The 23,799-nt window shown below is 59.4% G+C and carries 15 protein-coding genes; 5 read left to right on the top strand and 10 right to left on the bottom strand.

The genetic code is table 11. The annotated features are described in order from the left end of the window. Position 1 precedes the first annotated feature (1 nt). Genes H4J77_RS14145 through H4J77_RS14135 form a run of 3 tightly spaced genes read left to right on the top strand, consistent with a single transcriptional unit; the run spans position 2 to position 4,820 of the window. Positions 2 to 1,963, top strand: a complete 1,962-nt coding sequence (locus H4J77_RS14145) for an acetyl/propionyl/methylcrotonyl-CoA carboxylase subunit alpha (RefSeq protein WP_404940786.1) — start codon at positions 2 to 4, stop codon at positions 1,961 to 1,963. Beyond that, positions 1,960 to 2,868, top strand: a complete 909-nt coding sequence (locus H4J77_RS14140; RefSeq protein WP_182249037.1) for a hydroxymethylglutaryl-CoA lyase — start codon at positions 1,960 to 1,962, stop codon at positions 2,866 to 2,868. Before H4J77_RS14145 ends, H4J77_RS14140 begins: the two co-directional genes overlap by 4 nt. Then, a complete protein-coding gene (locus H4J77_RS14135; protein WP_182249035.1) occupies positions 2,865 to 4,820 on the top strand; it encodes an acetoacetate--CoA ligase in 1,956 nt (651 codons plus the stop codon). Before H4J77_RS14140 ends, H4J77_RS14135 begins: the two co-directional genes overlap by 4 nt. 27 nt (positions 4,821 to 4,847) lie before the next feature. On the opposite strand, the gene dkgB is transcribed toward H4J77_RS14135, so the two are convergent. Beyond that, the gene (gene dkgB / locus H4J77_RS14130) at positions 4,848 to 5,666 is read right to left on the bottom strand and encodes a 2,5-didehydrogluconate reductase DkgB (protein ID WP_182249033.1); all 819 of its coding nucleotides are present in this window, start codon (positions 5,664 to 5,666) and stop codon (positions 4,848 to 4,850) included. A gap of 271 nt (positions 5,667 to 5,937) precedes the next feature. Between dkgB and H4J77_RS14125 the strand changes: the two genes are divergently transcribed. Continuing rightward, entirely contained in the window at positions 5,938 to 6,381 is a 444-nt protein-coding gene (locus H4J77_RS14125; RefSeq protein ID WP_182249031.1) for a tryptophan-rich sensory protein TspO, read from the top strand. A 346-nt stretch (positions 6,382 to 6,727) separates the two neighbouring features. Further along, entirely contained in the window at positions 6,728 to 7,789 is a 1,062-nt protein-coding gene (locus tag H4J77_RS14120; protein ID WP_182249029.1) for a nitronate monooxygenase family protein, read from the top strand. Positions 7,790 to 7,796: 7 nt separating this feature from the next. Here the strand turns inward: H4J77_RS14120 and fhuF are convergent, their stop codons facing one another. From fhuF to H4J77_RS14075, 9 genes are all read right to left on the bottom strand, one after another. Beyond that, a complete protein-coding gene (fhuF, locus tag H4J77_RS14115) occupies positions 7,797 to 8,555 on the bottom strand; it encodes a siderophore-iron reductase FhuF (RefSeq protein ID WP_182249027.1) in 759 nt (252 codons plus the stop codon). 59 nt (positions 8,556 to 8,614) lie between these two features. Then, a complete protein-coding gene (locus H4J77_RS14110; RefSeq protein ID WP_182249025.1) occupies positions 8,615 to 10,771 on the bottom strand; it encodes a TonB-dependent siderophore receptor in 2,157 nt (718 codons plus the stop codon). A 49-nt stretch (positions 10,772 to 10,820) separates the two neighbouring features. Continuing rightward, entirely contained in the window at positions 10,821 to 12,473 is a 1,653-nt protein-coding gene (locus tag H4J77_RS14105) for a multidrug ABC transporter permease/ATP-binding protein (protein ID WP_182249023.1), read from the bottom strand. A gap of 148 nt (positions 12,474 to 12,621) precedes the next feature. Next, complete coding sequence (locus H4J77_RS14100; protein WP_182249021.1) at positions 12,622 to 14,265, bottom strand: diguanylate cyclase; 1,644 nt, start codon at positions 14,263 to 14,265, stop codon at positions 12,622 to 12,624. Further along, positions 14,258 to 14,644 (bottom strand): response regulator, encoded by a 387-nt coding sequence (locus tag H4J77_RS14095; protein WP_123890890.1) that lies wholly within the window; start codon positions 14,642 to 14,644, stop codon positions 14,258 to 14,260. Before H4J77_RS14095 ends, H4J77_RS14100 begins: the two co-directional genes overlap by 8 nt. Further along, on the bottom strand, positions 14,631 to 16,844 hold the full coding sequence (locus H4J77_RS14090) for a sensor histidine kinase (protein ID WP_182249019.1): 2,214 nt from the start codon (positions 16,842 to 16,844) through the stop codon (positions 14,631 to 14,633). Before H4J77_RS14090 ends, H4J77_RS14095 begins: the two co-directional genes overlap by 14 nt. Then, positions 16,844 to 18,448, bottom strand: a complete 1,605-nt coding sequence (locus tag H4J77_RS14085; RefSeq protein ID WP_310734981.1) for an ATP-binding protein — start codon at positions 18,446 to 18,448, stop codon at positions 16,844 to 16,846. The genes H4J77_RS14090 and H4J77_RS14085 overlap by 1 nt, the downstream gene beginning before the upstream one ends. Then, positions 18,445 to 22,893, bottom strand: coding sequence for a PAS domain-containing protein (locus tag H4J77_RS14080; protein ID WP_182249017.1), 4,449 nt, complete (start codon positions 22,891 to 22,893; stop codon positions 18,445 to 18,447). The genes H4J77_RS14085 and H4J77_RS14080 overlap by 4 nt, the downstream gene beginning before the upstream one ends. A 94-nt stretch (positions 22,894 to 22,987) precedes the next feature. Continuing rightward, complete coding sequence (locus H4J77_RS14075; RefSeq protein WP_123890893.1) at positions 22,988 to 23,761, bottom strand: SDR family NAD(P)-dependent oxidoreductase; 774 nt, start codon at positions 23,759 to 23,761, stop codon at positions 22,988 to 22,990. Between the last annotated feature and the right edge of the window lie 38 nt (positions 23,762 to 23,799).

The raw sequence follows: 23,799 nt of genomic DNA, 5'->3' as shown, positions 1-23,799 counted from the left end.
CATGGATAATCCGATGATCGACACCCTGCTGATTGCCAATCGCGGCGAAATCGCCTGCCGCATCATGCGTACCGCCCGCGAGCTGGGCCTGCGCACGGTGGCGGTGCATAGCGATACCGACCGTCACGCGCGGCATGTGCGCGAAGCCGACGCAGCGGTGAACCTGGGTGGCGCCAAGCCAGCAGACAGCTATCTGCGGATCGAGGCGCTGATCGCCGCCGCGCAGCACAGCGGCGCGCAGGCGGTGCATCCCGGCTACGGGTTCCTCTCGGAGAATGCCGACTTTGCCCGCGCCTGTGAGCAGGCCGGTTTACTCTTCGTCGGTCCGCCGGCCAGTGCCATTGATGCCATGGGCAGCAAGTCGGCAGCCAAGGCGCTGATGCAGCAGGCCGGTGTGCCGCTGGTGCCGGGCTATCACGGCGACGATCAGCAGCTCGACACCTTCGCCCGCGCCGCCGAGGCTGCCGGCTATCCGGTGCTGCTCAAGGCCAGCGCCGGTGGCGGCGGCAAGGGCATGAAGGTGGTCGAGGCTCCCGCCGAGCTGGCCGATGCTTTGGCCTCGGCGCAGCGCGAAGCCAAAGCGTCCTTCGGTGATGCACGCATGCTGCTGGAAAAGTACGTGCTGCAACCGCGTCACGTGGAGATACAGGTATTTGCCGACAGCCAGGGCAACGCGGTCTATCTGCATGAACGCGACTGCTCGATCCAGCGGCGGCATCAGAAGGTGGTGGAAGAGGCGCCCGCGCCCGGCCTGTCTGCCGAGCTGCGCCAACGTATGGGTGAGGCAGCGGTCAAGGCGGCGCAGGCCATCGGTTATGTCGGTGCCGGCACGGTAGAGTTTCTGCTTGATGCGCGTGGCGACTTCTTCTTCATGGAGATGAACACCCGGCTGCAGGTCGAGCACCCAGTCACCGAGGCGATCACCGGGCAGGATCTGGTCGCCTGGCAGTTGCGCGTTGCGGCCGGCCAGCCGTTGCCGCTGACCCAGGCGCAGATTCCGCTGCATGGCCACGCCATCGAGGTGCGGCTGTACGCCGAAGATCCGGAGCAAGACTTTCTGCCAGCCAGCGGCACGCTGACCCTGTATCGCGAACCGGCTGCCGGGCCAGGGCGTCGGGTGGATAGCGGCGTGAGCGAGGGCGACAGCGTCTCGCCCTTCTACGATCCCATGTTGGCCAAGCTGATTGCCTGGGGCGAGGACCGCGAAACCGCGCGTTTGCGCCTGCTGGCGATGCTGGATGAACAATTGATCGGCGGGCTGCGCAGCAACCTGCCCTTTCTCAAGCGCGTACTGGCGCACCCGGCCTTTGCCGCTGCCGAGCTGGATACCGGCTTTATCGCCCGCCATGCCGCCACCTTGCTGCCGCCACCCGCCGAGTTGCCCGCCGCGTTTTGGGCGTTGGCCGCGCGGGCCTGGCTGCTGAGTGAAGCGTCTACCGCGCGCAGCGATGATCCGCATTTGCCGTGGGCGGCCAACAACGGCTTGCGCCTCGGCTTGTCGAGCGCCCAGACGCTGCATCTGCGTTGCGAGCAAGAGACCCGGCGCGCGCTGCCGGTGGACGATGCGCTGCTGCAGGGCGATCAGCTGCTGTGGCAAGGCCAGCGCTACCCGCTGCAGCGCCGTGGTGAACGGCTGTTTCTCGGTTGGGGCGGACAGTTGCGTGAGCTTACCCGCGTTGATCCGATCAGCGCCGCGCAGCAGGCGCAGGCGCCGCAAGGTGGCCTGACGGCACCGATGAACGGCAGTATCGTGCGAGTTGCTGTGCGTGTGGGTGAGCAGGTTGCGGCTGGCACCTTGCTGGTTGTGCTCGAGGCGATGAAAATGGAGCACAGTATTCGTGCCCCGTACGCGGGCGAAGTTATAGCGTTGGGCTGTGCCGAAGGTGATCTGGTTGAAGAAGGCCGGACGCTGATTGAGTTGCAGGCGCTGCCAGAGCCCAAGCGAGAGGAGATTCTTGAATGACCATGCCACAACAGGTTCGCCTGGTTGAAGTGGGCCCGCGCGATGGCCTGCAGAACGAGCAACAGCCGATCAGTGTGGCCGACAAGGTGCGCCTGGTGGATGATCTGAGCGCTGCCGGATTGAGCTATATCGAGGTCGGCAGTTTTGTCTCGCCCAAGTGGGTGCCGCAGATGGCTGGTTCGGCCGAGGTCTTTGCCGCCATTGCGCAGCGCCCCGGCGTGACCTACGCCGCGCTGGCGCCCAACCTCAAGGGCTTTGAGGCCGCGCTGGCCGCTGGGGTGAAAGAGGTCGCGGTCTTTGCCGCCGCCTCGGAGGCCTTCTCACAGAAAAACATCAACTGCTCGATTGCCGAGAGTCTGCAGCGCTTTGCGCCGCTGATGGCGTCAGCCAAGGAGCACGGCGTGCGGGTGCGTGGTTACATTTCCTGCGTGCTGGGCTGCCCCATTGATGGCGCAGTAGCGCCCGAGCAAGTCGCGGCCATCGCCCGTGAGCTGCTCGATAGCGGCTGCTACGAAGTCTCGCTGGGTGACACCATCGGTGTCGGCACCGCCGGTGAAACCCGGCGGCTGATCGAGGTGGTTGGCCGCGATATCGACCGGCAGCTGCTGGCCGGACACTTTCACGATACCTACGGTCAGGCGCTGGCCAACATCCACGCCAGCTTGCTGGAAGGCGTGGGGGTATTCGATAGTTCGGTCGCGGGTCTCGGCGGTTGCCCCTACGCCAAAGGCGCTACCGGCAATGTGGCGACTGAAGACGTGCTCTATCTGCTCAACGGCCTGGGTATTCAAACCGGCATCGACATGGCGGCACTGGTGCAGGCCGGGCAGCATATCTGCAACGTACTCGATAAGGATAACGGCTCGCGGGTAGCGCGTGCGCTGCTGGCGCGGGAGCAGGCATGAGCACGCCGCTGTGGTCGCCGTCAGCTGAGCGGGTTGCGGCCACGCAGATGGATGCCTTCCGCTGTCTGGTCAATCAGCGCCACGGGCTGGCGTTGGCCGATTACGGGGCGCTGCACCAGTGGAGCATTGATGAGTCGGCGGCGTTTTGGTCCTTGCTGGCCGAGTTCTTTGCGGTCGATTTCAGTCAGCCGCCGCAGCAGGTGCTGCGTAACTCGCAGGCCATGCCCGGTGCGGAGTGGTTTGTCGGCGCCGAGCTGAATTTCGCCGCGCATCTGCTGCGCCGACGTGACCAGCACACGGCGCTGGTGGCCATCAGCGAAGACGGGCAGCGCGAGCAATTGAGCTACGCCGAGCTGGCCGCGCGCGTAGCTGGCCTGCAACGGCATCTGCTGGCGCTGGGCGTGGCACCCGGTGATCGTATCGCCGCGCTGATGCCCAATACCTGGCAGACAGTGGTGGGCATGCTCGCCGCCGCCAGCCTTGGCGCTATCTGGTCCTCCTGCTCGCCGGACTTTGGCACCCAGGGCGTGGTCGACCGTTTCGGCCAGATCAAACCACGGGTACTGATCGCCTGTAGTGGTTACCGCTACGCTGGCAAGACGCTGGATATGAGCAGCAAGTTGCGCGAGATACTGCCGCAGCTCGCAGGCTTGCAGCAGTTGATTCTGGTGCCCTACGGCGGCGTGCCCGCTGTCACCACGGACTTTGAATCCGTGGTGCCTGCTGTGGCCTGGGGCCGCGCCTGTGCGCCCGGTGGTGAGCCGGTTTTCGCCGCCCTACCCTTCGATCATCCGCTCTATATACTCTATTCCAGCGGTACCACCGGCGTGCCCAAGTGCATCGTGCATGGTGCTGGCGGCACCCTGCTGCAGCACCTGAAGGAACATGGCCTGCATACCGATCTGCGCAGTGATGATGTGCTCTTTTACTTCACCACCTGCGGCTGGATGATGTGGAACTGGCTGGTCTCCGGTCTGGCGCTGGGCGCTACCCTGGTGCTGTACGATGGCTCACCGTTTCATCCCGCGCCTGAGCGCTTGATCGATCTGATCGACGCCGAGGACATCAGCATTTTTGGCACCAGTGCCAAGTACCTGGCCGCACTGGAGAAGGCTGGGATCGAACCCCGGCGCACACACCAACTGAGCCGCCTGAAAGCCGTATTGTCCACTGGCTCGCCGCTGGCGCACGAAGGTTTTGATTACGTTTATCGCTGTTTCAAGACCGATCTGTGCCTGTCGTCGATCTCGGGTGGTACCGACATTGTTTCCTGCTTTGCTCTGGGTAATCCGACCCTGCCGGTCTGGCGTGGCGAGTTGCAGAGCAAAGGGCTGGGCATGGCGGTTGAGGTTTGGGGTGACGAGGGGCAGCGGGTGAGTATGGGTAAGGGTGAGCTGGTCTGCACCCGCCCCTTTCCGTCCATGCCGCTCGGCTTCTGGCAGGACGAAGACGGCAGTCGTTTTCGCGCGGCCTATTTCGAGCGCTTTGCTGGCGTCTGGGCGCACGGCGATTACGCGGAAGAAACCGCCCACGGCGGCCTGATTATTCACGGTCGCTCGGATGCCGTGCTCAATCCCGGCGGCGTGCGTATTGGCACGGCGGAAATCTATCGGCAGGTAGAAAAGGTCGAGGTGGTGCTGGAATCCTTGGCCATTGGGCAACAATGGCAGGATGACGTGCGCGTGGTGCTCTTTGTGCGCCTGCGCGATGGCGTATCGCTGGATGAGGCACTGGCCAGCGAGATACGTAAGGTGATCCGCAGCAATGCCACGCCGCGTCATGTACCGGCAAAGATCATCGCGGTGGCGGATATTCCACGCACCCTGAGCGGCAAAATAGTCGAGCTGGCCGTGCGCAACGTAGTGCACGGCCAGCCGGTGAAGAATACCGACGCGCTGGCCAATCCCGAGGCGCTGGCGCTGTTTCGGGATTTACCGGCGCTGGCTGATTAGGCAGGCAAGGCGTCGCCTACCAGTGGCTTAGTCCCACTCGGGGGCAAAGTCGGGATTGGCAATCCGCTCACCGGCGTCCAGCTCGCGGATGAACTTCAGGTCATCGGCGGTGAGCTGCACGCGGTCGGCCTCCAGATTGCTCTCCAGGTGCAGGCGCTTGGTGGAAGACGGAATTACCGCGATACCCTGCAACATCAGCCAGGCCATGACCACCTGCGGTGGCGTGGCGCCGTGTTCTTCAGCGATGCGATCCAGAGTTTTGTCCTTCATCACCTTGCCCACGGCGAGCGGCATATAGGCGGTCAGATGCAGGTCCTGCTCGCGGGCGAACTCGACCATCTTGCGATTTTGCAGGAACGGATGAATCTCCACCTGGTTGGTGGCGATGTTATCCGGCCCCACCAGTTCGAAGGCTTCGTTCAGATTGTCGATAGTGAAGTTGGACACCCCGGTCAGGCGCGTCATGCCTTGCTCGCGCGCCTTCATCAGTTCGCCCAGATATTCCTGCATGGGCACCTCACCCTTGGGCGACGGCCAGTGGATCAGGGTCAGATCGACTTGATCGAGCTGCAGCTTGTCGAGGCTTTCACGCAGGCTGGGTATCAACTTGTCCTCGGTGAAGTTATCGGTCCAGATCTTGGTGGTGACAAACAGCTCGTCGCGCGCGACGCCGCTGTCGGCAATGGCGCGTCCTACGTCCTGCTCGTTGCCATAAATCTGTGCGGTGTCGATGTGCCGGTAACCCAGCTCCAGTGCGGTGCTTACAGCCTGGTAGGCGTCATCACCCTTGAGGCGGAAAGTACCCACGCCAATGGGTGGCATGCTGAGGTTGGAAGTCGTGCTCATAATGCGGCCCTCTCGATGGTATTGCTTGTATCTGCGGTGCGCTTGCGGTCCAGGCGCTGACTGAGCAAAGTCAGTGCAGCGGCGACCATTGCGGGCAGCGCGCCAATGCAAGTGGTATGCAAGAGACCGGCGTTGGCGGCAATAATTCCGCCGAGTCACATCCGGGGCTAAATCACCCCGCGATGGAATTTATCAGTAGGCAAGCGAGTCATTAAACAGTGGATAGCAATTCTGGGAACCTCTGGCGGCTGATCTCAGCCAAGGATAGACGATGACTTTTTTTATATTTCTACTTGCCTGCGGCGCTGCAGCCACCACGGGTATCATCTTCAAACCGGGCCAATGGTACGAAAACCTCATCAAGCCTGGATTTACACCGCCCAATTGGCTTTTTCCCGTTGCCTGGACGCTTATTTATATCCTGCTGGCCTGGGTTGGTTACCGACTGGCGACGATACCGGGTAGCCAAGTAGTACTGGCGTTGTGGGCTGCGCAAATTGCACTTAACGCGCTCTGGACGCCGGTGTTTTTCGGCGCACATCGTGTGTTTACCGCTATGGTCATCATTGCCCTGCTCTGGCTGGTCGTCGCGGTGATGGTATTGCTGGCGTTCAAGCTCGACTTTATTAGCGGCCTGCTCTTGCTGCCTTACCTGGCTTGGCTTTGTGTCGCGGCGGCGCTCAACTTCTTCATCTTGCGCAAGAATCGTTGGTGATGAATGTCGAACCAGCTTGCAAGGCACTATGAGCCGCTAGCCAGCGGTAGCCTGAGCAGGTAGAGGCATTTAATGGAAAGTGGGCCTGGTTGCCGCGCCTCATTTTACGCGGGTGATCGGGCGCTGTTATTGGATAACATCTGTATGCTGGCTGACCAGTTGCACAGATCAGCAGAGGTTGAATTTCAAGCCTTGCCGTCATCATACTCAAACGCGGTGCGCGCGCCGAGAATCTGCGCTTGTGTGATGTCGGCTTGCCGCTCGTCTGTGACATCGGTTGCCGCTGTCCGATTAACGCCGTACACCACCGCCCCGCTGAGCCCGCCATTGCATCAGGAGAACCCCCATGCGTCTTGAACAACTGCTCGGTACCCAACTACCCATTATTCAGGCGCCCATGGCTGGCGTGCAGAACAGCGCTTTGACGCTAGCGGTCTGTGGTGCCGGTGGGCTCGGTTCGCTGCCCTGCGCGATGCTCGGTGCGGAGGCGTTGCAGCAGGAGTTGCGGCTGCTAAGCGAGCAGGCGCAGGGCCCGTGGAATCTTAATTTCTTTGCCCACAGCACGCGGCCGGAAGACGCGGTGCGCACGCAACGCTGGCGCACCGCACTCGCGCCCTATTACACCGAGTTGGGGCTGGACATCAACACGGTCCAGCCGGGCGCCGGGCGGCGACCCTTTGATCGCGAGACCCTTGAGCTAATCGCGCCCTTTCGCCCGCCGGTGGTGAGCTTTCACTTTGGCCTGCCGGACGCGGACGTGGTGGACCGGATCAAGGGCTGGGGCGGCAAGGTGCTGTCGACTGCCACCACGCTGGCGGAGGGCAAATGGTTACAGGCACAGGGCGCTGACGCGGTGATTGCGCAGGGACTGGAGGCGGGCGGTCATCGCGGGCACTTTCTGTCCACTGACCTGAGCTTGCAGATGGGTACTTTTGCGCTGTTGCCGCAAATGGTGGCGGCGTTGGATATTCCGGTGATCGCCGCTGGCGGGATTGCCGATGCCAGCGGCGTGGCGGCGGCCATGGCACTGGGCGCCGCTGGGGCGCAGGTCGGTACGGCTTATCTGCTTTGTCCTGAAGCGACCACTACGGACCTGCATCGCACCGCGCTGAAGAGCAAGCGGGCGCAGCACACGGCGCTGACCAACGTCTTTTCTGGCGGCGCAGCGCGCGGCATCGTTAACCGCATCATGCACGAGTTGGGTCCCATGAGTGAGCTGGCTCCGCCCTTTCCACTGGCTGGCAGTGCCAGTGCACCGCTGCGCAGCGCCGCAGAAAAAGCCGGTAGCAGCGATTTTTCACCGCTCTGGTCAGGCCAGAACAATAGCGGCTGCAAAGCCATACCGGCAGCTGATCTAACCCGCGAACTTGCGGCTAAAGTGCCGCCAATGGCGTCGATAAAGCAGTAACGTCAGATTAGTCGTTACGCCCGGCCGGGTCGTATCCCGCAGGCGGCTTATCCAGGTGGGGGCAGTTGTCGCATAGCGCTTTGTCGGGCAACAGGTAGCGAATGCAGCAATGCTTGCGCTGTCGATGCAGGGTGCTTTGCCCTGCTCGCGGCACGTAACGCACCATGTCGTAGAGCGGGTTACGGGTGCCGTCGGGCCGCTGGCGCTCGCTGAGCAATTGCCTGGCCTGGGCAACCGGCTCGGGAGCAAGCCCCAAGGTACCTATTTCACCCAGAATCCATTCGTAGTAGTGGCCTACGCTGCTCCAGAATACCTTGGGTGCGACTTTGTAGCGGGCTGCCAGCTCGCGGATCAACACATCCAGATGGCCAGCGAACAGCGTGTCGAAACGCGCAAAACCATCGCTCGGCGGAGACTGCCAAACGCTGCCCTGATGCGGCAATTGAAAGGCGCTAGGCAGGCCGTCGTCGCCAACAATCACGGCGATCTCATCGAAGCTTACCGGCAAGCGCCAGTTCATCAGCAGGCTGGCAGCCACCGTGGGAGCAACCAGCCGCATAAAGTGATACTTGCCCCAGAGCGATACCAGCCCGCGTTGGTCTGCGCTCGCATACTGCGGCGCAAAGCGCTGCAACAAGTCGCCCAACTGATCACCATTGAGGTACTCGGCCATGCTCAGCGCGGGGCGCGGATCATCGTCCAGCGCCAACCACGCGCCAAGCGGCGCCAAGGGACCTTTAAACAGCGGCTCGAGTGCAGGAATCATTAGCTAACTCGGGGTTATTGCGCGGAGGGGAGACGGCCGACAGGGTCGGCCCGTTGCACTTACCAGCGATAGGTCAGGCTGGCGACGACATTACGGCGGTTGCCATACCAGCAGTAGTAGTCGCAGGTGGCCACGTATTTCGTGTCGGCCAGGTTGTTGGCATTCAGTTGCAGTGTGGTGTTCTGCCAATCGTAGCTGACAACGGCGTCGTAGATCGTATAGGAGGGGACTTTCAGCGACTCGGTGTTATCGCCATAGCTGGCACCGACGTAGCGTACACCAGAGCCAAAGCCGAGGCCGTCGAGAGGACCGCCCTGCACGTCATAGTGTGCCCAGAATGAAGCCATGCGATCTGAGACCTGCGAGGGTGTTTTGCCCTTTTCTGCAGTGGCAGTGCCGGTCTTGGTGGTTTCCGCATCCAGCAGCGTGTAAGAGCCCACCAGGCTCAACTCGCGGGTCAGGTTGGCGTTGGCTTCCAGCTCCAGGCCACGCACGCGCACTTCGCCTACCTGCTCGCTTGCGCCGCCAGCCACGGCTTTGCGCACGTTTTCTTGGGTCAGCTGAAAGAGCGCAGCATTAAAGCTGGCATCCAGACCGGGTGGTTGATACTTCAAGCCCAGCTCGTACTGCTCGCCGGATTCCGGTTTGTAAGCCTCGCTGGTGACGGTATTGACGTCGGTCACGGGCTGGAAAAATTGCGAGTAGCTGGCGTAGGGCGTCAGGCCGTTGTCGAACAGGTAAGCGATACCGCCGTTCCAGGTGACCTCATCATCATTAGCTTCATTACCGGAACCGGTTGTACGGTTATCGAAATCGAATTCGGCGCGGTCATGGCGCACGCCGGCCAGAAATACCCAGCGATCATCCAGCTTGAGCTGGTTTTGCGCGTAGATGCCGACCTGATTGATCTCGGTTCGTTTGTCTTCAAGCGCAAAGGGGGTGGTGAAGTCCCGGTTAACCGGGTTGTAGATATTCACCGGAACGGTATCTCGTGGGTAGCCGTCCGGACTGCTGTCGTTGACTTTCAACTGTTGATAATCAGCGCCCAATAACAGGGTGTTTTCCCAACGTCCAGACTGCCATTGGCCGGTCACGCGATTGTCCACAGAGAGATTGTCAGCGTCGCCATTGGCGTAGCTCAGGCCGCGCCCCAGTAGACCTGCAGACTCGTCAACCCAGCCGAGAAAGAACAACTGCCGCAGGTCCATATCGATATGGCCGTAGCGCAAGTTCTGCTGCAGGCTCCAGGTGTCGTTGATGCGGTGCTTGAACTCGTAGCCCAGCATGTATTGCTCGCGCTCGAATCGCTCGTAGCTAGGATCGCCTATGGGGGTATCGGTATCGATCCTGCCATTGGGGTTGTAGGTCAGCGTTCCGCTGGCTGGTAGAAACTGCAGCATGGGCTCGCCGCTGTCTTTCTGGAAGCTGGTCAGCAGGGTCAGTGAGGTGTCTTCGCTGAAGTTCAGGGTCAGGGCCGGTGCGATGGCCATACGGTCATTGTCGACGTCGTCTACCTGCGTACCAGACTCACGGACCAGACCAGTTACCCGAAAGAGTACGTTGTCGTTGTCAGTCAGCGGGCCGCCCACATCAAAGTTGATCTGTTTACGGTTATAGCTGCCGTACTGCAGGCCGACTTCACCAAAGCTGGATTCAGTGGGCCGCTTGCTGACCAGGTTGATCACGCCGCCGGGTGGGCTTTGGCCGAACAGGACAGATGATGCGCCGCGCTGCACTTCCACGCGCTGAAGCAGGTAGGGGTCAACCTGCCAGCTGTAAAAGCCGCTGGAGTAAACGCGGGTGCTGTCCTGGAACAGGCCGAAGTTGGCCTGCTTGAAACCACGAATGATAAACCAGTCCTGCTTGTTGTCTTCGCCAAAGTAACCGGCCTGTACACCGGGAGTATATTTCAGTGCGTCACTGACACTCAGTACCTGACGGTCTTCCATCTGCTCTTGGGTTACTACGGAAATGGAGCGCGGAATTTCTGCCAGAGGAGTATCGGTCTTGCTGCCAATCAAGCTGTCTTTGGCCACATAGCCGGTATCCGGACCCAGTGGTTGGCTGCGCTGTCCGGTTACGGTCAGGGCGTCCAACTCGACCGGCGCCTCGCTTTCAGCGGCGTGCAGGCTGGTGGCTGTGCAGCCGATCGCTAGCCCGATAGCGAGTGGTAATGGCTTAAGTAGGCTGCCTAGCGCGATGGATTGACGAGACATCTGAAACTCCCCAATTGGTAAAAAGGGAGCTAATGTAAACCATTATCATTCATAATACCAACAGGCTATCACGGCTGGCTTGTTTTCGTTGCTCTTGGCTCAGTTCATGCAACTGGCCGCGATCCATACGCAGAATGCGGTCGGCCTGGTCGAAGTAATGATCATCGTGGGTAATGGCGACCACGGTAATACCGGCGGCTTTGATGGCCGGTAACAGTTCGCGGTAGAACAGCCGACGGAAAAGCGGGTCCTGGTCTGCTGCCCACTCATCCAGCAGCAGGATGTCGCGCTCCTCAAGCAGTCCGAGCAGCAGCGCCAGGCGCTTGCGTTGGCCCTGTGACAGCTTTGTGTCCAATAGCTTGCCACCAGCCACCCTGACCTTCTGATCCAGGTGCAGTTGGCGCAGCCAGTGCTGCACTTTCTCCGGGTCGGCCTCTTCGGCGACAGGGCCCAGCAGTCGGTTGAACAGGTGAAAGTCAGTGAACACGCTGGCGAACAGTTGGCGATAGGCAACCCAATGCTCGGCATCAACCGCCTGGTCATCGAGCATAATACGGCCGCTCTCGGGACGGTAGAGCCCGGTCAGCAGGCGTGCCATGGTCGACTTGCCGCTGCCATTGCCGCCGATGACAAAGACCACCTCACCGCGCTGCAGCGTCAGGTTCAACGGGCCCACATCAAAGCCCTCGCCTTCCTCGGCGGGATAGCGATAGGTCAGCCCGTCCAGCGTCAAGGTCTGCCATTGCGGTTGCAGTTTTTTCAGTCGTGCAAAGTCCTGCTGGTGCGGCGCCAGCGCCAGCTCTTCCAACTTTTGCAGTGATACCTGTGCGGTGATCAGGTGCGGCAGCGTGCCCACCGCAGAGACCATGGGTGTGCGCAGAAACAGCATGGTCAGCGCATAGGTGGCCGCCACGCTGGCGCTGGCCCAGCCTAGTCCACCCGCGAGGAAAAAGACCAAGCCAATCAGCCCCAGCACCATGATATTGGCCCAATTGCCGGACAAACCGTGGAAGGTATCGGCGCGGATAATTTCATCCCGGTAGGCGCGGGCGTTGTCGTCAAAATCCTCTTGGTAGAGCAGGTGGGCGCGATCCCGATTCAGCGCCAGCTCCTTGCGACCCTCAATGACATCCTGGTAGTTGCCGTACAGACGATCTTCGGCATTGCGCATGCGTTGGATGTGCCGGTGCACGCGGCGTACCAGTAACCAGCCGATCACAAAAGTAACACCTAGCCACAGCAGGGTGGTGATGAACAGCGGCGCCGACAGCCAGGCCAGATAGCTGAAGGCAGCGATGGTCAGCGCCAGCCCGTAGAGCATTTCCGGCATGCCGACAAAGGCGATGGTGATGTTGCGGATGTCTGCCGACAGGCTGGCCAGAATCCGCGCGCCACCAATCTGCTCCAGCCGCTCGATATCGGTATCCAGTACCCGCTTTACCAGTGACCGTCGCAGTCGGTAGACGAAGCGATGGGCGAGATAGTGCAGGCAGAGTTGTGCCGCCGTGGCGCACACCAATAACAGCGCCAGTAGGCCGAGAAAACCCAATAGCGCCTGCCCCAGGTCGTCATTGCCGGCGATCAGCCGATTGTTGACGTAGGCGATGACGGCGACGCTGAGCAGTGCGCTGCTGATGCTCAGCAGCATAATGCCGAGTAAGGGCAGACGGTTATCGCGAAAGAGTAGGCTGAGAAGCTTCATGGTATGGATCCGGACAGAGAAATCTGGCGCCGATTAAACCATATCCATGCTGAGAATGAGATTCGTTTTGTAGATTGATGGTGTTGCTGATAACAACGTAACCGCAGAGCTTCGCTCCGACGCCATTGGTCGCCGGAGCGAGTGACTGCTAGCTCTTTTGCGGACCGTTTTTCGGGCCTGAAATGCAGTTACGCCCGGCATGCTTGGCCACATAGAGACGCTTATCGGCCTTGTCCAGCAGGTCGCGTGTATCCCAGGTGGGGGCTTCACAACCGCTGATACCGGCACTGAAGCTGCAGACAAAGTGCTGCTGACCAGCGGGAAACTGAAGCACATTGAAGGATTCACGTATTTCTTCGAGTATCTGCCAGGCATCTTGAGTGCTGCAATTGGGCAGTACGGCAACAAACTCTTCCCCGCCGTAACGGCCTAGCCGATCCACTTTGCGCAGGCGCTGGCGCAGCAGGTTGGACAGGCCGCGAATAACACTATCACCCACGGCATGACCGTATTGATCATTCACCTTTTTGAAGTGATCAATGTCGATCATCACCACGCTCATGGGTTGCTCGCAGCGTTTGGCGCGCTCGATCTCAATATCGACCTGCTCCTTGATATCGGCGTGCTTGAGTAGCCCGGTCAGACTGTCACGCGCCAGTGCTTCGCTGACCATGCGTGCGCGTTGGGCGCGGGCGTACACGGTGGTGAGCAGCGCGCTGTCGCTGATGGGTTTGGTGATGAAGTCGTCACCGGCTTTGAGCAGCGCGGACATTTGTCGTTCGGCATTGGTTTCTGCCGAGAGATAAACAATCGGGATGCGCAGCCAATCGTCATTCAGACGGATAACCTGTGCCAGTTCGGGGCCGCTGTAATCCGGCATGCTGATGTCCATCAGCACCACATCTGGGCTGAACTTGTGCATTTTTTCCAGCAGCAGGTTGGGTTCGGAGTTGATATCCACCAGCATGCCAGCGTTACTGAGGACCAGTTGGTAGCGTGCTGCCAGGTCAGTATCGTCATCCACAATCAAGACCCGGAATGGACCGCCCTGATGGGTGTTGAAGCAGCGCTCCAGGCGACTTTCCAGCGCTGGCAGGTCGACCGGTTTGGTGAAGTAGCCGCGCGCACCAGCGCGCACAGCCTGCAGCCGACTGATAAAGCTGTTCTGCGAGCTGATAACCAGTAGGGGCGGCGCATTTACTCCGCGTTCAGCGAAGGGGGCGCTTTGCAGCATGTTGTAGCCTTGCGGGCTGGTATCAACTATCAACGCGTCAAGCTTGGTATCTGGCGCTATTTCGGGCTGCTTTTTGTACAGGCTGATGCGGTAACCAAAACTGGTAAGTGTGTGGCTCATCTGCAGGCCCAGTGCGGTATCCTGGATCAGCAGGCCAATATGTCTGCGGTCAACCAAGGCGGCGTCTGTCTTGGCCTGCGGCTCTAGCTCTGGCTCTTTGGTCAGGCGGCTCTGTTGCAAGCTTCGCAGGCTCGGGATCGCGCTGCACAAGGCCATCATTGTGGCGTGGTCGGGATTATCTACGGCCATCTGGATACGGGCTTTTTCTTCCAGCTCGCGGCAGCGTGACCCCAGCTCGGCGTAGCCGAAGGTGCCAGCAGAGCCCGCCAATTTATGCAGCCGATCGCGCATTTCAGTGAGCAGGTTACTCCCTGTTTCAGGCTTTGCCTGCAGTTGACTGGCGAGGGTTTCCAGTGCTTGCAGATCACCTTTCAGGCGCTCCCGAAAGCGAGCGTCCAGTGCGGCCAATTGAGTGCCAAGCTGTTTGGATTTAGGCATGCATCTGGTTCCATATCTCGATGATCTGCTCTGACAGCGTCATAGGATCAAATGGCTTGATGATCACACCGGCGGCGCCCAGTTCACGGTAGGAAGATACCTCTTGGGTTTGTGCCTTTGCGGTCATGAAGACCACGGGTACGCCAGTCATGCAGGGTAGTTTCTGCAGTTCGGCCAGGGTTTGCGGACCGTCCATGCCCGGCATCATGACATCGAGCAGGACCAGCTGCGGATTAAAATCGGCAACTTCGGCCAATCCTTGTGACCCCGATTCGCAGCTTTTGACCGTAAAGCCGCCAACGATCTCCAGGGCGACGCGTGCCACCTCCTGAATAGAGAGGTCATCCTCAATGTGCATTATTCGTTCAAGCTTGCTCATAGGCCTTGGCTCCGTTGCTGTCGAGCACCTCAGGGATACGGTGGGCGGAAGTGGCGCTAACTGATGCGACTGGCAAGCTAATCCAGAAGCAGCAGCCCTGGCCAGGTGTTGATATGAAGCCTATACGGCCGTGCATGGCGCGCATCAGGGAGCGAGAAATCGCTAACCCCAGTCCGGTGCCGCCACGCTGTCGGGTTGCGGTAGCATCGGCTTGGGCAAAACGCTTGAATACGTTGGGCTGGAATTCCAGCGGTATACCGTCGCCCTGATCGGTGATAGACACGTGGACCTGCTGCTGTTCCTGTTCTGTACTCAGGGTGACAATCCCACCCAGGGGCGAAAATTTGATCGCATTGCTCAGCAGATTGGCCAGCACTTGCTGTAGACGGTGCTCATCGGCTACGACCTGCAGAGCGCAGGTGGCAGGCAGGCGTAAATCCACACGGGCATCGTAGGCCATGGACGATAGCATGCCTTTGGCGGCCTGTAGCTGCGCGTTTAAATCAAGCGGCTTCAGCTGCAACTGCAGCTTGTTTGCCTCGAGTTTATCGATATCCAGAAGGTCGTTGATCAGCGCGGTCAAGCGCTGGCTGTTATCTTCGGCACTTTTCAAAAGCGATGCAGCCTGCTCGGGACTGTTATCTAATACTCCACTGTTGACCAGCCTTAAGGTGCCATAAATGCTGGTTAGCGGCGTACGCAGCTCATGACTGACAGTGGATACAAAATCGTTTTTCAGCTGCTCGTTACGCAAGCGTTCTGAAATATCGCGCAAGTTAAGCATCAATTGATATTCGCCCGGCAAGCCCACGCGTGCCGCCGTCACTTCACAGTGCACACTGCCACCAAACTGCCGCAACAAGATGATTACACATTGTCCCCCTGCGGTCATCGCCTGGGACACCAGTTCCGGCAGAGGCGCTTGGCCTTCTTCCAGTAAATAGGCAAACGGCAGGTCATGCAGGCTTTCGACACTGTAACCCAATAGCTTCGACAGTTCAGAGTTTGCTCGCGATATCAGGAGCGTATCGATAGTCAGCAGCAGTATCGCATCGGAGGACTGCTCGAACTGGCTGCGCAACAGGTCACGCTCGCGTTCCAGCTCCAGTGCCTGCTGTTGTTGGCGCTGGGTCAGTTGGTTGAAAACACTGACCAGATAGCCCACTTCATCGGTGCGATCGATCTCGATCGGCTGGATGGGGCGGCGCCCCTCCATCATATCGGTGATCTGTTGCGCGGCTGAGCTGAGCGGACCCATGGCACGGCGCAGCAAGAACACCAGCGCCAGGCTAAGCAGCAGAAAAAATACTACGCCAATGAGCAGATTCTGCGTAAGAATCGGATCAAGCTTGTCGGTTATCCGTTTCAATGGTGTGAGACTGACAACTCGCCAACCGAGATAGGGCATCTCATCGGCTATGAACAGGTCTTCTCCGCCGGTTTCGATGTTGGCCAACAGGCCCATGTCCTCACCTCTGCGAAGCTTGGCCAGTAAAGCGCTGGCCCCGTCGTCGGGCAGGGGCTGCATCGCCAGCTCCGGATCGGATGCCGTCACATACATCTGGTGCGTCATGTCCATCACGAATAGCCGTGATGGGGAGCCCAGGGTTGTGTTTACTGCCACATCAAAGAGGTTTTCTTGCTCTAGTTGTATGCCCCCGACGATCAGCCCAATGACTCGCCCTTGGGCGTTCTTGACTGGCGCGCTGATGCTCAGGATGGGGGTGCGCGTGGTGCGCCCCATGATTGGCTTGCTGATGCCCGGCTGCCCGCTATCCAGCGCTTGGCGGATATGCGGTCGGTCGGCATAGGACGTACCCAGCCGACCCTCCACCCGAGTGGACTCGCCGACCGCGATACCTGAGGCATTCAAAATCAGCACCCCACCGGGGAAGTACAGATCAATGCTTTGCTGTTGGCTAGCGATCAGCTTAGCGCTGCTGGTATAGCTTACCTGACCATCCAACGCTTGCTGTGCGGCAAGCGTAGCCAGGAAGTGTTTGCGTATATCAAGCTCACGCTCGATCAGTCTTACCGCATTGCCGTTGAGGCGCTTTTGCTGCTCAATCAGCAGGCTCTGCATATCACTGCGGAGTCCTTGCTGGGTCACTATCCCGGAGAGCAGGACCTGCAGCAATCCGGCACCGAGAATCAATAACAGTATCTTGGCGGTCAGGCGACTGGAGCGGGGCTGTTTCATTAATATTCCGGTTGGGAGTTCAGCGGTAGGCGAAACCAGAAGGTAGCGCCCTGTCCTTCTGCAGATAATACCCCGACCTCGCCGTGCATGTGCTCAATCAGCTCCTTACAAATGGATAATCCCAGCCCTGTACCGCCCCGTTTACGGGTATCGCTAAGATCCAGCTGAGAAAACTTCTTAAACAGCTTGTCGTGTTGGTCTGGTGCGATTCCTATGCCTTGATCGATAACCCTTACCTCTACACACTCCGGGAAACGTTCACATTCCACCCGCACCGTGCTTTGTTCGTGGGAAAACTTGGCGGCGTTGGACAGGTAATTGGCCAGCACCTGCAATAATCTGCGCTCATCGACAAAGACACTCGGATTGTCGCACGGCTCGCTCAATTGCAAACTGACCTTAAAACGTTGGGCATAGGGTTTAATCGCTTCAAGTGCTTTTTCCAGTAGCGACCTGATTGGCTGCTCGTGGAACAGGAACTGCATTTTACCGGCGTCCAATTGCTCCATGTCGAGCAGGTCATTGATCAACTCGTTGAGACGGATGGTGTTCTCGTGACCTATTTCAAGTAGCCGCTGGGCTGACGCTGGCAGCGGGCCACAGGTTCCGGCACGGAGCAAGCTTATGGAACCGCCGATCGAGGTCAGGGGAGTGCGCAACTCATGACTTACGGTGGCCAGAAAGTGTTTTTTCAGCAGAGCGGTGTTACGTAACTCCGTGATGTCGTGCATCACCACCATGGCGGAGTGTGCTCCGGATTGGCCTTTTAGCGGTCCGCCGTTGCAGAGCAGAAAGCGGGGTGCCTGATGGCGGCTGTGCAGGCAGATTTCCTCGTTCTCGATTACCTCACCGCGCCAGGCGCGCGCGAGTGGAGTCTCATCATTACGCAGCTCGGTGACGCCGTCGGCACGGTAGAGGCTGTAATGCGTTGACCACTGCTCTGGCGGCAGCTGGCGCACATCCAGCCCATGCCAGAGTACGGCGGTATCGTTGAAGCGGGTCAACTCGCCCTGCTCGTTACACACCGCCACGCCAGCCTTGATATTGTCCAGCAGGCCTTCAGCCAGGGCGCGTTGCTCGCTTAACTGCAGCTCTCGCTCTACTGCCTGCATCAGGTTAAGACGTAACTCCAGTTGGTATTCGACCATGCGCGTAAGACGTTCCATAGTCTCTTGCTGCTGACGGTTGAGCTGCCGGGGCTTGGTATCGATTACGCAGAGCGTTCCCAGGCGATAACCCATAGGTGTGGTGATCGGCATACCGGCATAAAAGCGGATGTGCGGATCCTCGGTGACCAACGGATTATTGCTGAACCTGGAGTCGAGTTGGGCATCAGGCACCTGCATCAGCTCACTCTGTTTGATCGCATGGGCACAGAAGGCGAGATCACGTGGCGTTTCCTCGGCCTCCAGGCCAACCTTGCTTTTGAACCACTGCCGGTGGTCATCGACTAACGAAATCAGTGCGACCGGCATCTCCAGCCAGAGCGCAGCCAAAGCGGTAATGTCATCGAAGGCCTGCTCACTGGCGCTATCCATGATCTGGTATTGCGCCAGCGCCTGTAGCCGCCGCTGCTCGCTATCGGCCTGGTTGTGCTCGGTCACGGCGAGCTCTCCTGCCTGGTGTTGTCATGCGGGGGCGAGCTGAGCGGAATGCAGAACCAGAAGCGCGAACCCTCGCCGACGTTGGATTCAAAGCCGATATCGCCCCCCATGTGCAAGACCAGTTCACGGCTGATCGCCAGCCCAAGCCCTGAGCCGCCGCGTTGGCGGGTATTGGAGCCGTCCAGCTGGGTGAACTTTTGGAAAATGCGGTCGTGAAAGGCCTCAGGTATGCCCTGGCCCTGATCGGTGACGCTGATGCAGACGCTATTGCCGCTCAACTGGCTACTCAGCCGAATATCGCCGCCAGACCTGGAAAACTTGGCAGCGTTAGATAAAAAATTGCTCAGCACCTGTCCCAGCCGCATCGCATCCACCTCAACCCAAACCTCCTGCATTTCGCCAGTGCTCTGACTGACCTGGTATTGATCAGCGTAGCTCTTGTTGAGCTCTAGTGCTTTTTGCAGGATGGGTATTAGTGGCTGCGAGCGCAGCTCAAAGTGCATTTTGCCCGCAGCCAGCTTATCTATGTCGAGCAGGTCGTTGATCAATAGGGTGAGTCGCCAGGTGTTTTGCTCGGCTGTCGCCAGCAGGCTTGCCATCTTTTCCGGTACAGCACCCAAGACACCTGCGTTAACCAGCTTGAGTGAACCGAAGATGGCTGTCAGCGGCGTGCGCAACTCGTGGCTGACGGTGGAGACAAACTGGGATTTGAGCTGATCCACTCGCACTTGCTCGGTCACATCCCAGATAAAGCCGTCGAACCACTTGAGATTGCCGGCACCGTCGTACTCGGCGCGGCCTTTTTCCCTTACCTGCACTACATGACCCTGGGCATGCAATATGCGATAGGTCAGTTCAAAGCTGGCGTCGTTGGTGCGAGCGCGGTGATTCGATAGCCGCGCTTTGCTAAGGTCGTCAGGGTGAATAATACTGGCGAAGCTGCGCTGCTGATTATTGACGAAGTCACTCGCCGGATAGCCCGTGATGCGCTCCACTTCATCGCTCAGGTAGGACATGGTCCAGAGCTGATCGATATGGCACCGGTAAACCGCGCCGGGTAGATTGCTGACCATGCCGCGAAAGCGCGACTCACTCTTCTGTAGTGCGCGGGTAGTCTGAATCAGGTCAGTAATGTCGGTCGCCATGCCGAGGAAACCGGTCAGCTCGCCATCACTGTCGGCAATTTGCGTCACGGTCAGGTTGACCAGGCGATGGGCGCCGTCCTTGCGCACATAGGTCCAGGGCCGGATTTCGGCTTTTCCCATACGGGCTTCGTGCAGGAATACTTCCATTCCCCCTACTTTAGCCCCTCTGGCCTCGCTGATCTCCTCGCTGCGGCGCTGAACTTCGCTGGGTAAATGAAACTGCTCGGGTGTGACTTTGCCCATAACCTCTTGCGCAGAGTAGCCCAACAGATTCTCTGCGCCCGAATTGAACAGCGTAACGCTCCCGTGCGGGTCGGTGGCAATGATGGCAACCTCGGTGGCGGCGTTAATCACGGCATCGAGGAAGGAGCGTGCTTGGCGGATTTCTTCTTCACGCTGCATCTCGGCGCTAATGTCGGCGTGGGTGCCGCTCATCCACAGCGGATTGCCTGCAGCGTCACGCTCTATCACCTGGCCTCGATCCTGAATCCAGATCCATGCGCCGCTACGGTGCTGCACGCGGTATTGGCAAGAGAAGAACTCACTGTTACCAGTCAGGTGACGATGCAGGCGCGCAAGCGCCTGCTCGCGGTCAGCCGGGTGTATTTTGTTATTCCAGGTATCCACTGTGATGGGGGCGAGTTCTTCGCGCTGGTAGCCGAGCATGTTGGCCCAGCGTTCGTTGACCTCCAGCGCGTTGCTGTGCAAGTCACACTCCCAGGTGCCGATGCCGGTGGCAGCGATCACCCTTGCTAGCCGATGTTGCTCATTGGCCAGGCTTTGTTCGATGTGCTTGCGGGCGGTGATATCAGCAATAAAGCCATGCCAGACGGTATCACCGTTGGCTAGCCGCTCGGGGCTGGAATAGCCGGCCACCCATATTTCGCCCAGCTTGGGGTGCCGCACACGGTACTCGGCTCGCCAGGTGGACAGGTTGCGTGCCGATTCGCTTATCTGCGCGGTGACTGCCTGTATGTCGTCAGGGTGAATGCGATTGATGGCAGCACTCGCGTCCTGGCTGCCTTGTTCCGGTGTGATGCCGTAAATCTGCCGTATACCTTCACTGGTATAAGGGAACCAGGCATGGCCGTTGGCGCTTAACTGGTACTGGTAGACCATCCCTGGCACATGCTGGGTGATCTTGCTGAAGCGCTCCAGCAAGGCTTCACGCTGCTGCTCGGCGGCCGCGCTTTCCACTAGTGCGGCGGTCCAGCGCGCACTCAGACGCATGAACTCCAGGTCGGTCTCATCAAAGGTGCGCTGGCGGCTGGTGGCACTGGAGAAATTGAGCGTGCCGTAACGTACACCCGCCAACATCAGTGGAACACCAATATAGGCCTCTAGTTGAAAACTGCGGTAGCAAGGGTGGCCGCTGAACTTCGAGCTGCCCATATTATCGATGGCCATCACATCATCGTTTTGATAGGCCAGGCTGCAGTAGGTGTTGTCGAGGTCGAAGCGGTTACCGGGAGCGGGACTGTTCGGGCTGCTGTTAGCGGCAATCACGTAGTAGTCTGGCCCCTCTATACGGCTAACCAGGCCAAGGTCGAGCTGCAGGTAGTTGCATCCCAAATCAAGCAGGCGAGTGAGCCTGTCCTGGTTGCTCACGTTTGGCGCTGCGGCGATCTCGTTGAGCGACCGCAAGGCCTGACGTTGGCGTTCCAGGCGCTCTTGAATCTGCTGCCTGACCCGGGCCTGGAGCATTGCATTGATGAGCTGGCCGAGGGTGGCGATTAGCGGTGTAAGAAACTCAACCATATCGGCGGTGTAGCGTGAGTCACGGTTGCCCAGCGCCAGCACGCCGACCAGGCGATCGCCGTAGTGGATCGGCAGTCCCAAAAAGGAGCTAAGCCCCTGTCCGGCTGCCGGGTTCTGCTCAATGACTGCGCTGGCGCTACTTATCACGCTCGCGATGAGCACGGTGTTGTCCGCCAGTGTTTGTCTGGCCTTGGCGGGGTCTGATTGCAGCTCTGAGCTGTCAGGGCTTTTGCTCAGTTGGCAGCTGGCAAAAGGGGCCAGTTCAGGTTGCTCTTCTGCGTTGAGTTTTACCTGGCCTACCGCGCCAAAGCGGCTGTCGGTCAGGAAAAGTATCTGCTCCAACAGCTTTGTATAGCCTTGCTCGATTTGATCGCGCTGGATATAGGACGACTGTGCTCCGGCAATGATAGCCAGGAGTTGACGGTTGCGTTCACGTTGTTGGCTCTGCGCCAGTATCGCTTTTTCATGGGTGGCGATCTGGTGGCGACTTCTGTTGCGAAAAGCCCATATCAGCACAGCTAAAAACAGGCTGGTGGCCAGGTATGCCAGTAGCCAGTTGATCAGCAGGCGGGTCTGATCCTGGCGGTGAGCCGCTGCGGCTGCCGAAATGTCGTGCCAGGCAATGATAAGGCCAGCAACATCTCCCTGGCTGCCCGGTGCAGCGGTTGCGAGTAGCGGCAATGAGGTGATGTGAAAGACCTGATTATCGACTGGTAACTGTTGGTGATGTACCTGATCCAGCCCGGTTGTGAGCCTGGCAGCGGCAAGCCATTGAGCGAACGCCGGATTGGAGTCCCGCCCGATTAGCCAGCGTCCATCCTCGGTAAGATCGAGTTTGCTCTCCTTCAGGCCTTCGCTGGGTGGCATGAGCAGGGCCAAATCGGTATCGGACGTTGCACCCTGGGCGATATGGCCGGGCAACACAGAAAAGCCGACTGCAATAAGCGCGACCAGCTCGTTGGTGCCGTTGTGTGGTGACAGAATGGGGACCACTGCCGCCCGGAGCACGCCGAGCGGGCCGCTCTCTATGCCGGTCTGCTCTTGCCCCGACTGCAAGGCGTTGTTTAACAAGGGGCGAGCTTCCTCGCCGGGCCCATCCATTGGCCGGTCAGGGTGTTGCATGCTCAACAGTGACTGAACCGGCTTGGCTAAATGGATTTCCAGTACCCGCGCGCCACCGCGCTGCAGGACTGACCACACCGGGGTCAGGTCGCTACGCAGTTGGCTGCGCAGGCGTTGTATCTCGGCTTGGTTGTCTGCTTGGTTGCTATCGGCAAGCACCTTGATACGCGCAACCCGCTCGCGAATACCCGGCTCTTCGGCCAGGCTGCGAGCCGCCATCATGGCTTGGTTGCCGAGCGCTATTTGGCCTAGCTCAATGCTCTTTTGCGTGAGTTCAGCGTGCGTTGCCTGCTGACTTTCCCACTGTTGCTCGCGTTGTTGCCAGCTACTGGTGGCGAGAAACACAAAGAGCAGGCCGATAGCGATACCGCCGATCAGCAGCGGTATCTGACCTGTTTTGAGCTGTTCTGGGTTAGCCATGAAAACATCCGGGAATCTATTGGCCTGACAATAGCCCTTAGCGCGTCAGGCTGCCAGCCCGGAGGCATTGCGCTTACAGTTTTGCAGGACAAATTCAGAGGCTGTTGCTGAGGTGTCCGCCATCGACGTTTAGCACGCTGCCGGTCATGAATGCGCCAGCCTCACTGGCGAGCAACAGCAACGGGCCGTCGAGCTCTTCCAGCTGACCCAGGCGACGCATGGGCACCTTGCTGCGAATATAGTTCTGGCCGTGTTCGGTATCGAAGTAGTCAGTGTTCATTTCGGTACGGAAATAGCCCGGTGCTATGGCATTGACGCGAATATTGTTGCGCGCCAGTTCCAGCGACATGGCTTTGGTCAACTGCACCACACCGGCCTTGGCCACGGCGTAGTGACTCAGTGCAGTGCCCACGCGCAGGCCAAGGATCGAGGCGATATTGATCACGCTGCCACCCTGTCCGCCCTTGGCCATCGCCACACAGGCCCGGTGAGCGACGCGCCAGGCCCCATCGAGGTTGGTATCGAGCATGCTGCGCCAGTTGCCTTCGTTCATTTCCAGGAAGGGTACCGGGTCACCGATGCCGGCGTTGTTGACCAGAATGTCGCACACGCCAAAGGCCGCTTCGGCGGCGCTGAACCCCGCCTCCACGCTGTCGCTGTCGGTCACATCCATGGTCACGGCCAACGCGCTGTGGCCCTGTTGCTCAAGTTCTTCAACCAGTGCCGAAAGCCGCTCGGCACGGCGTGCGGCCAAGACCACACGAGCGCCAGAGCTGGCCAGTACACGGGCGAAATGGGCACCCAGGCCGCTGGAGGCACCCGTGATCAGGGCGGTTTTTCCGGTCAGGTCAAAGCGTGTGTTGCTCATTGGGTGCTCCTGCAATGTGGTTGGTCAGGCGCCCAGTA

Source organism: Pseudomonas sp. 5Ae-yellow, from assembly GCF_014077575.1.
GTDB classification, from domain to species: domain Bacteria; phylum Pseudomonadota; class Gammaproteobacteria; order Pseudomonadales; family Pseudomonadaceae; genus Halopseudomonas; species Halopseudomonas neustonica.
Note: the sequence above shows the minus strand (reverse complement) of the source record. Positions and strands in the feature narration are given on the sequence as shown.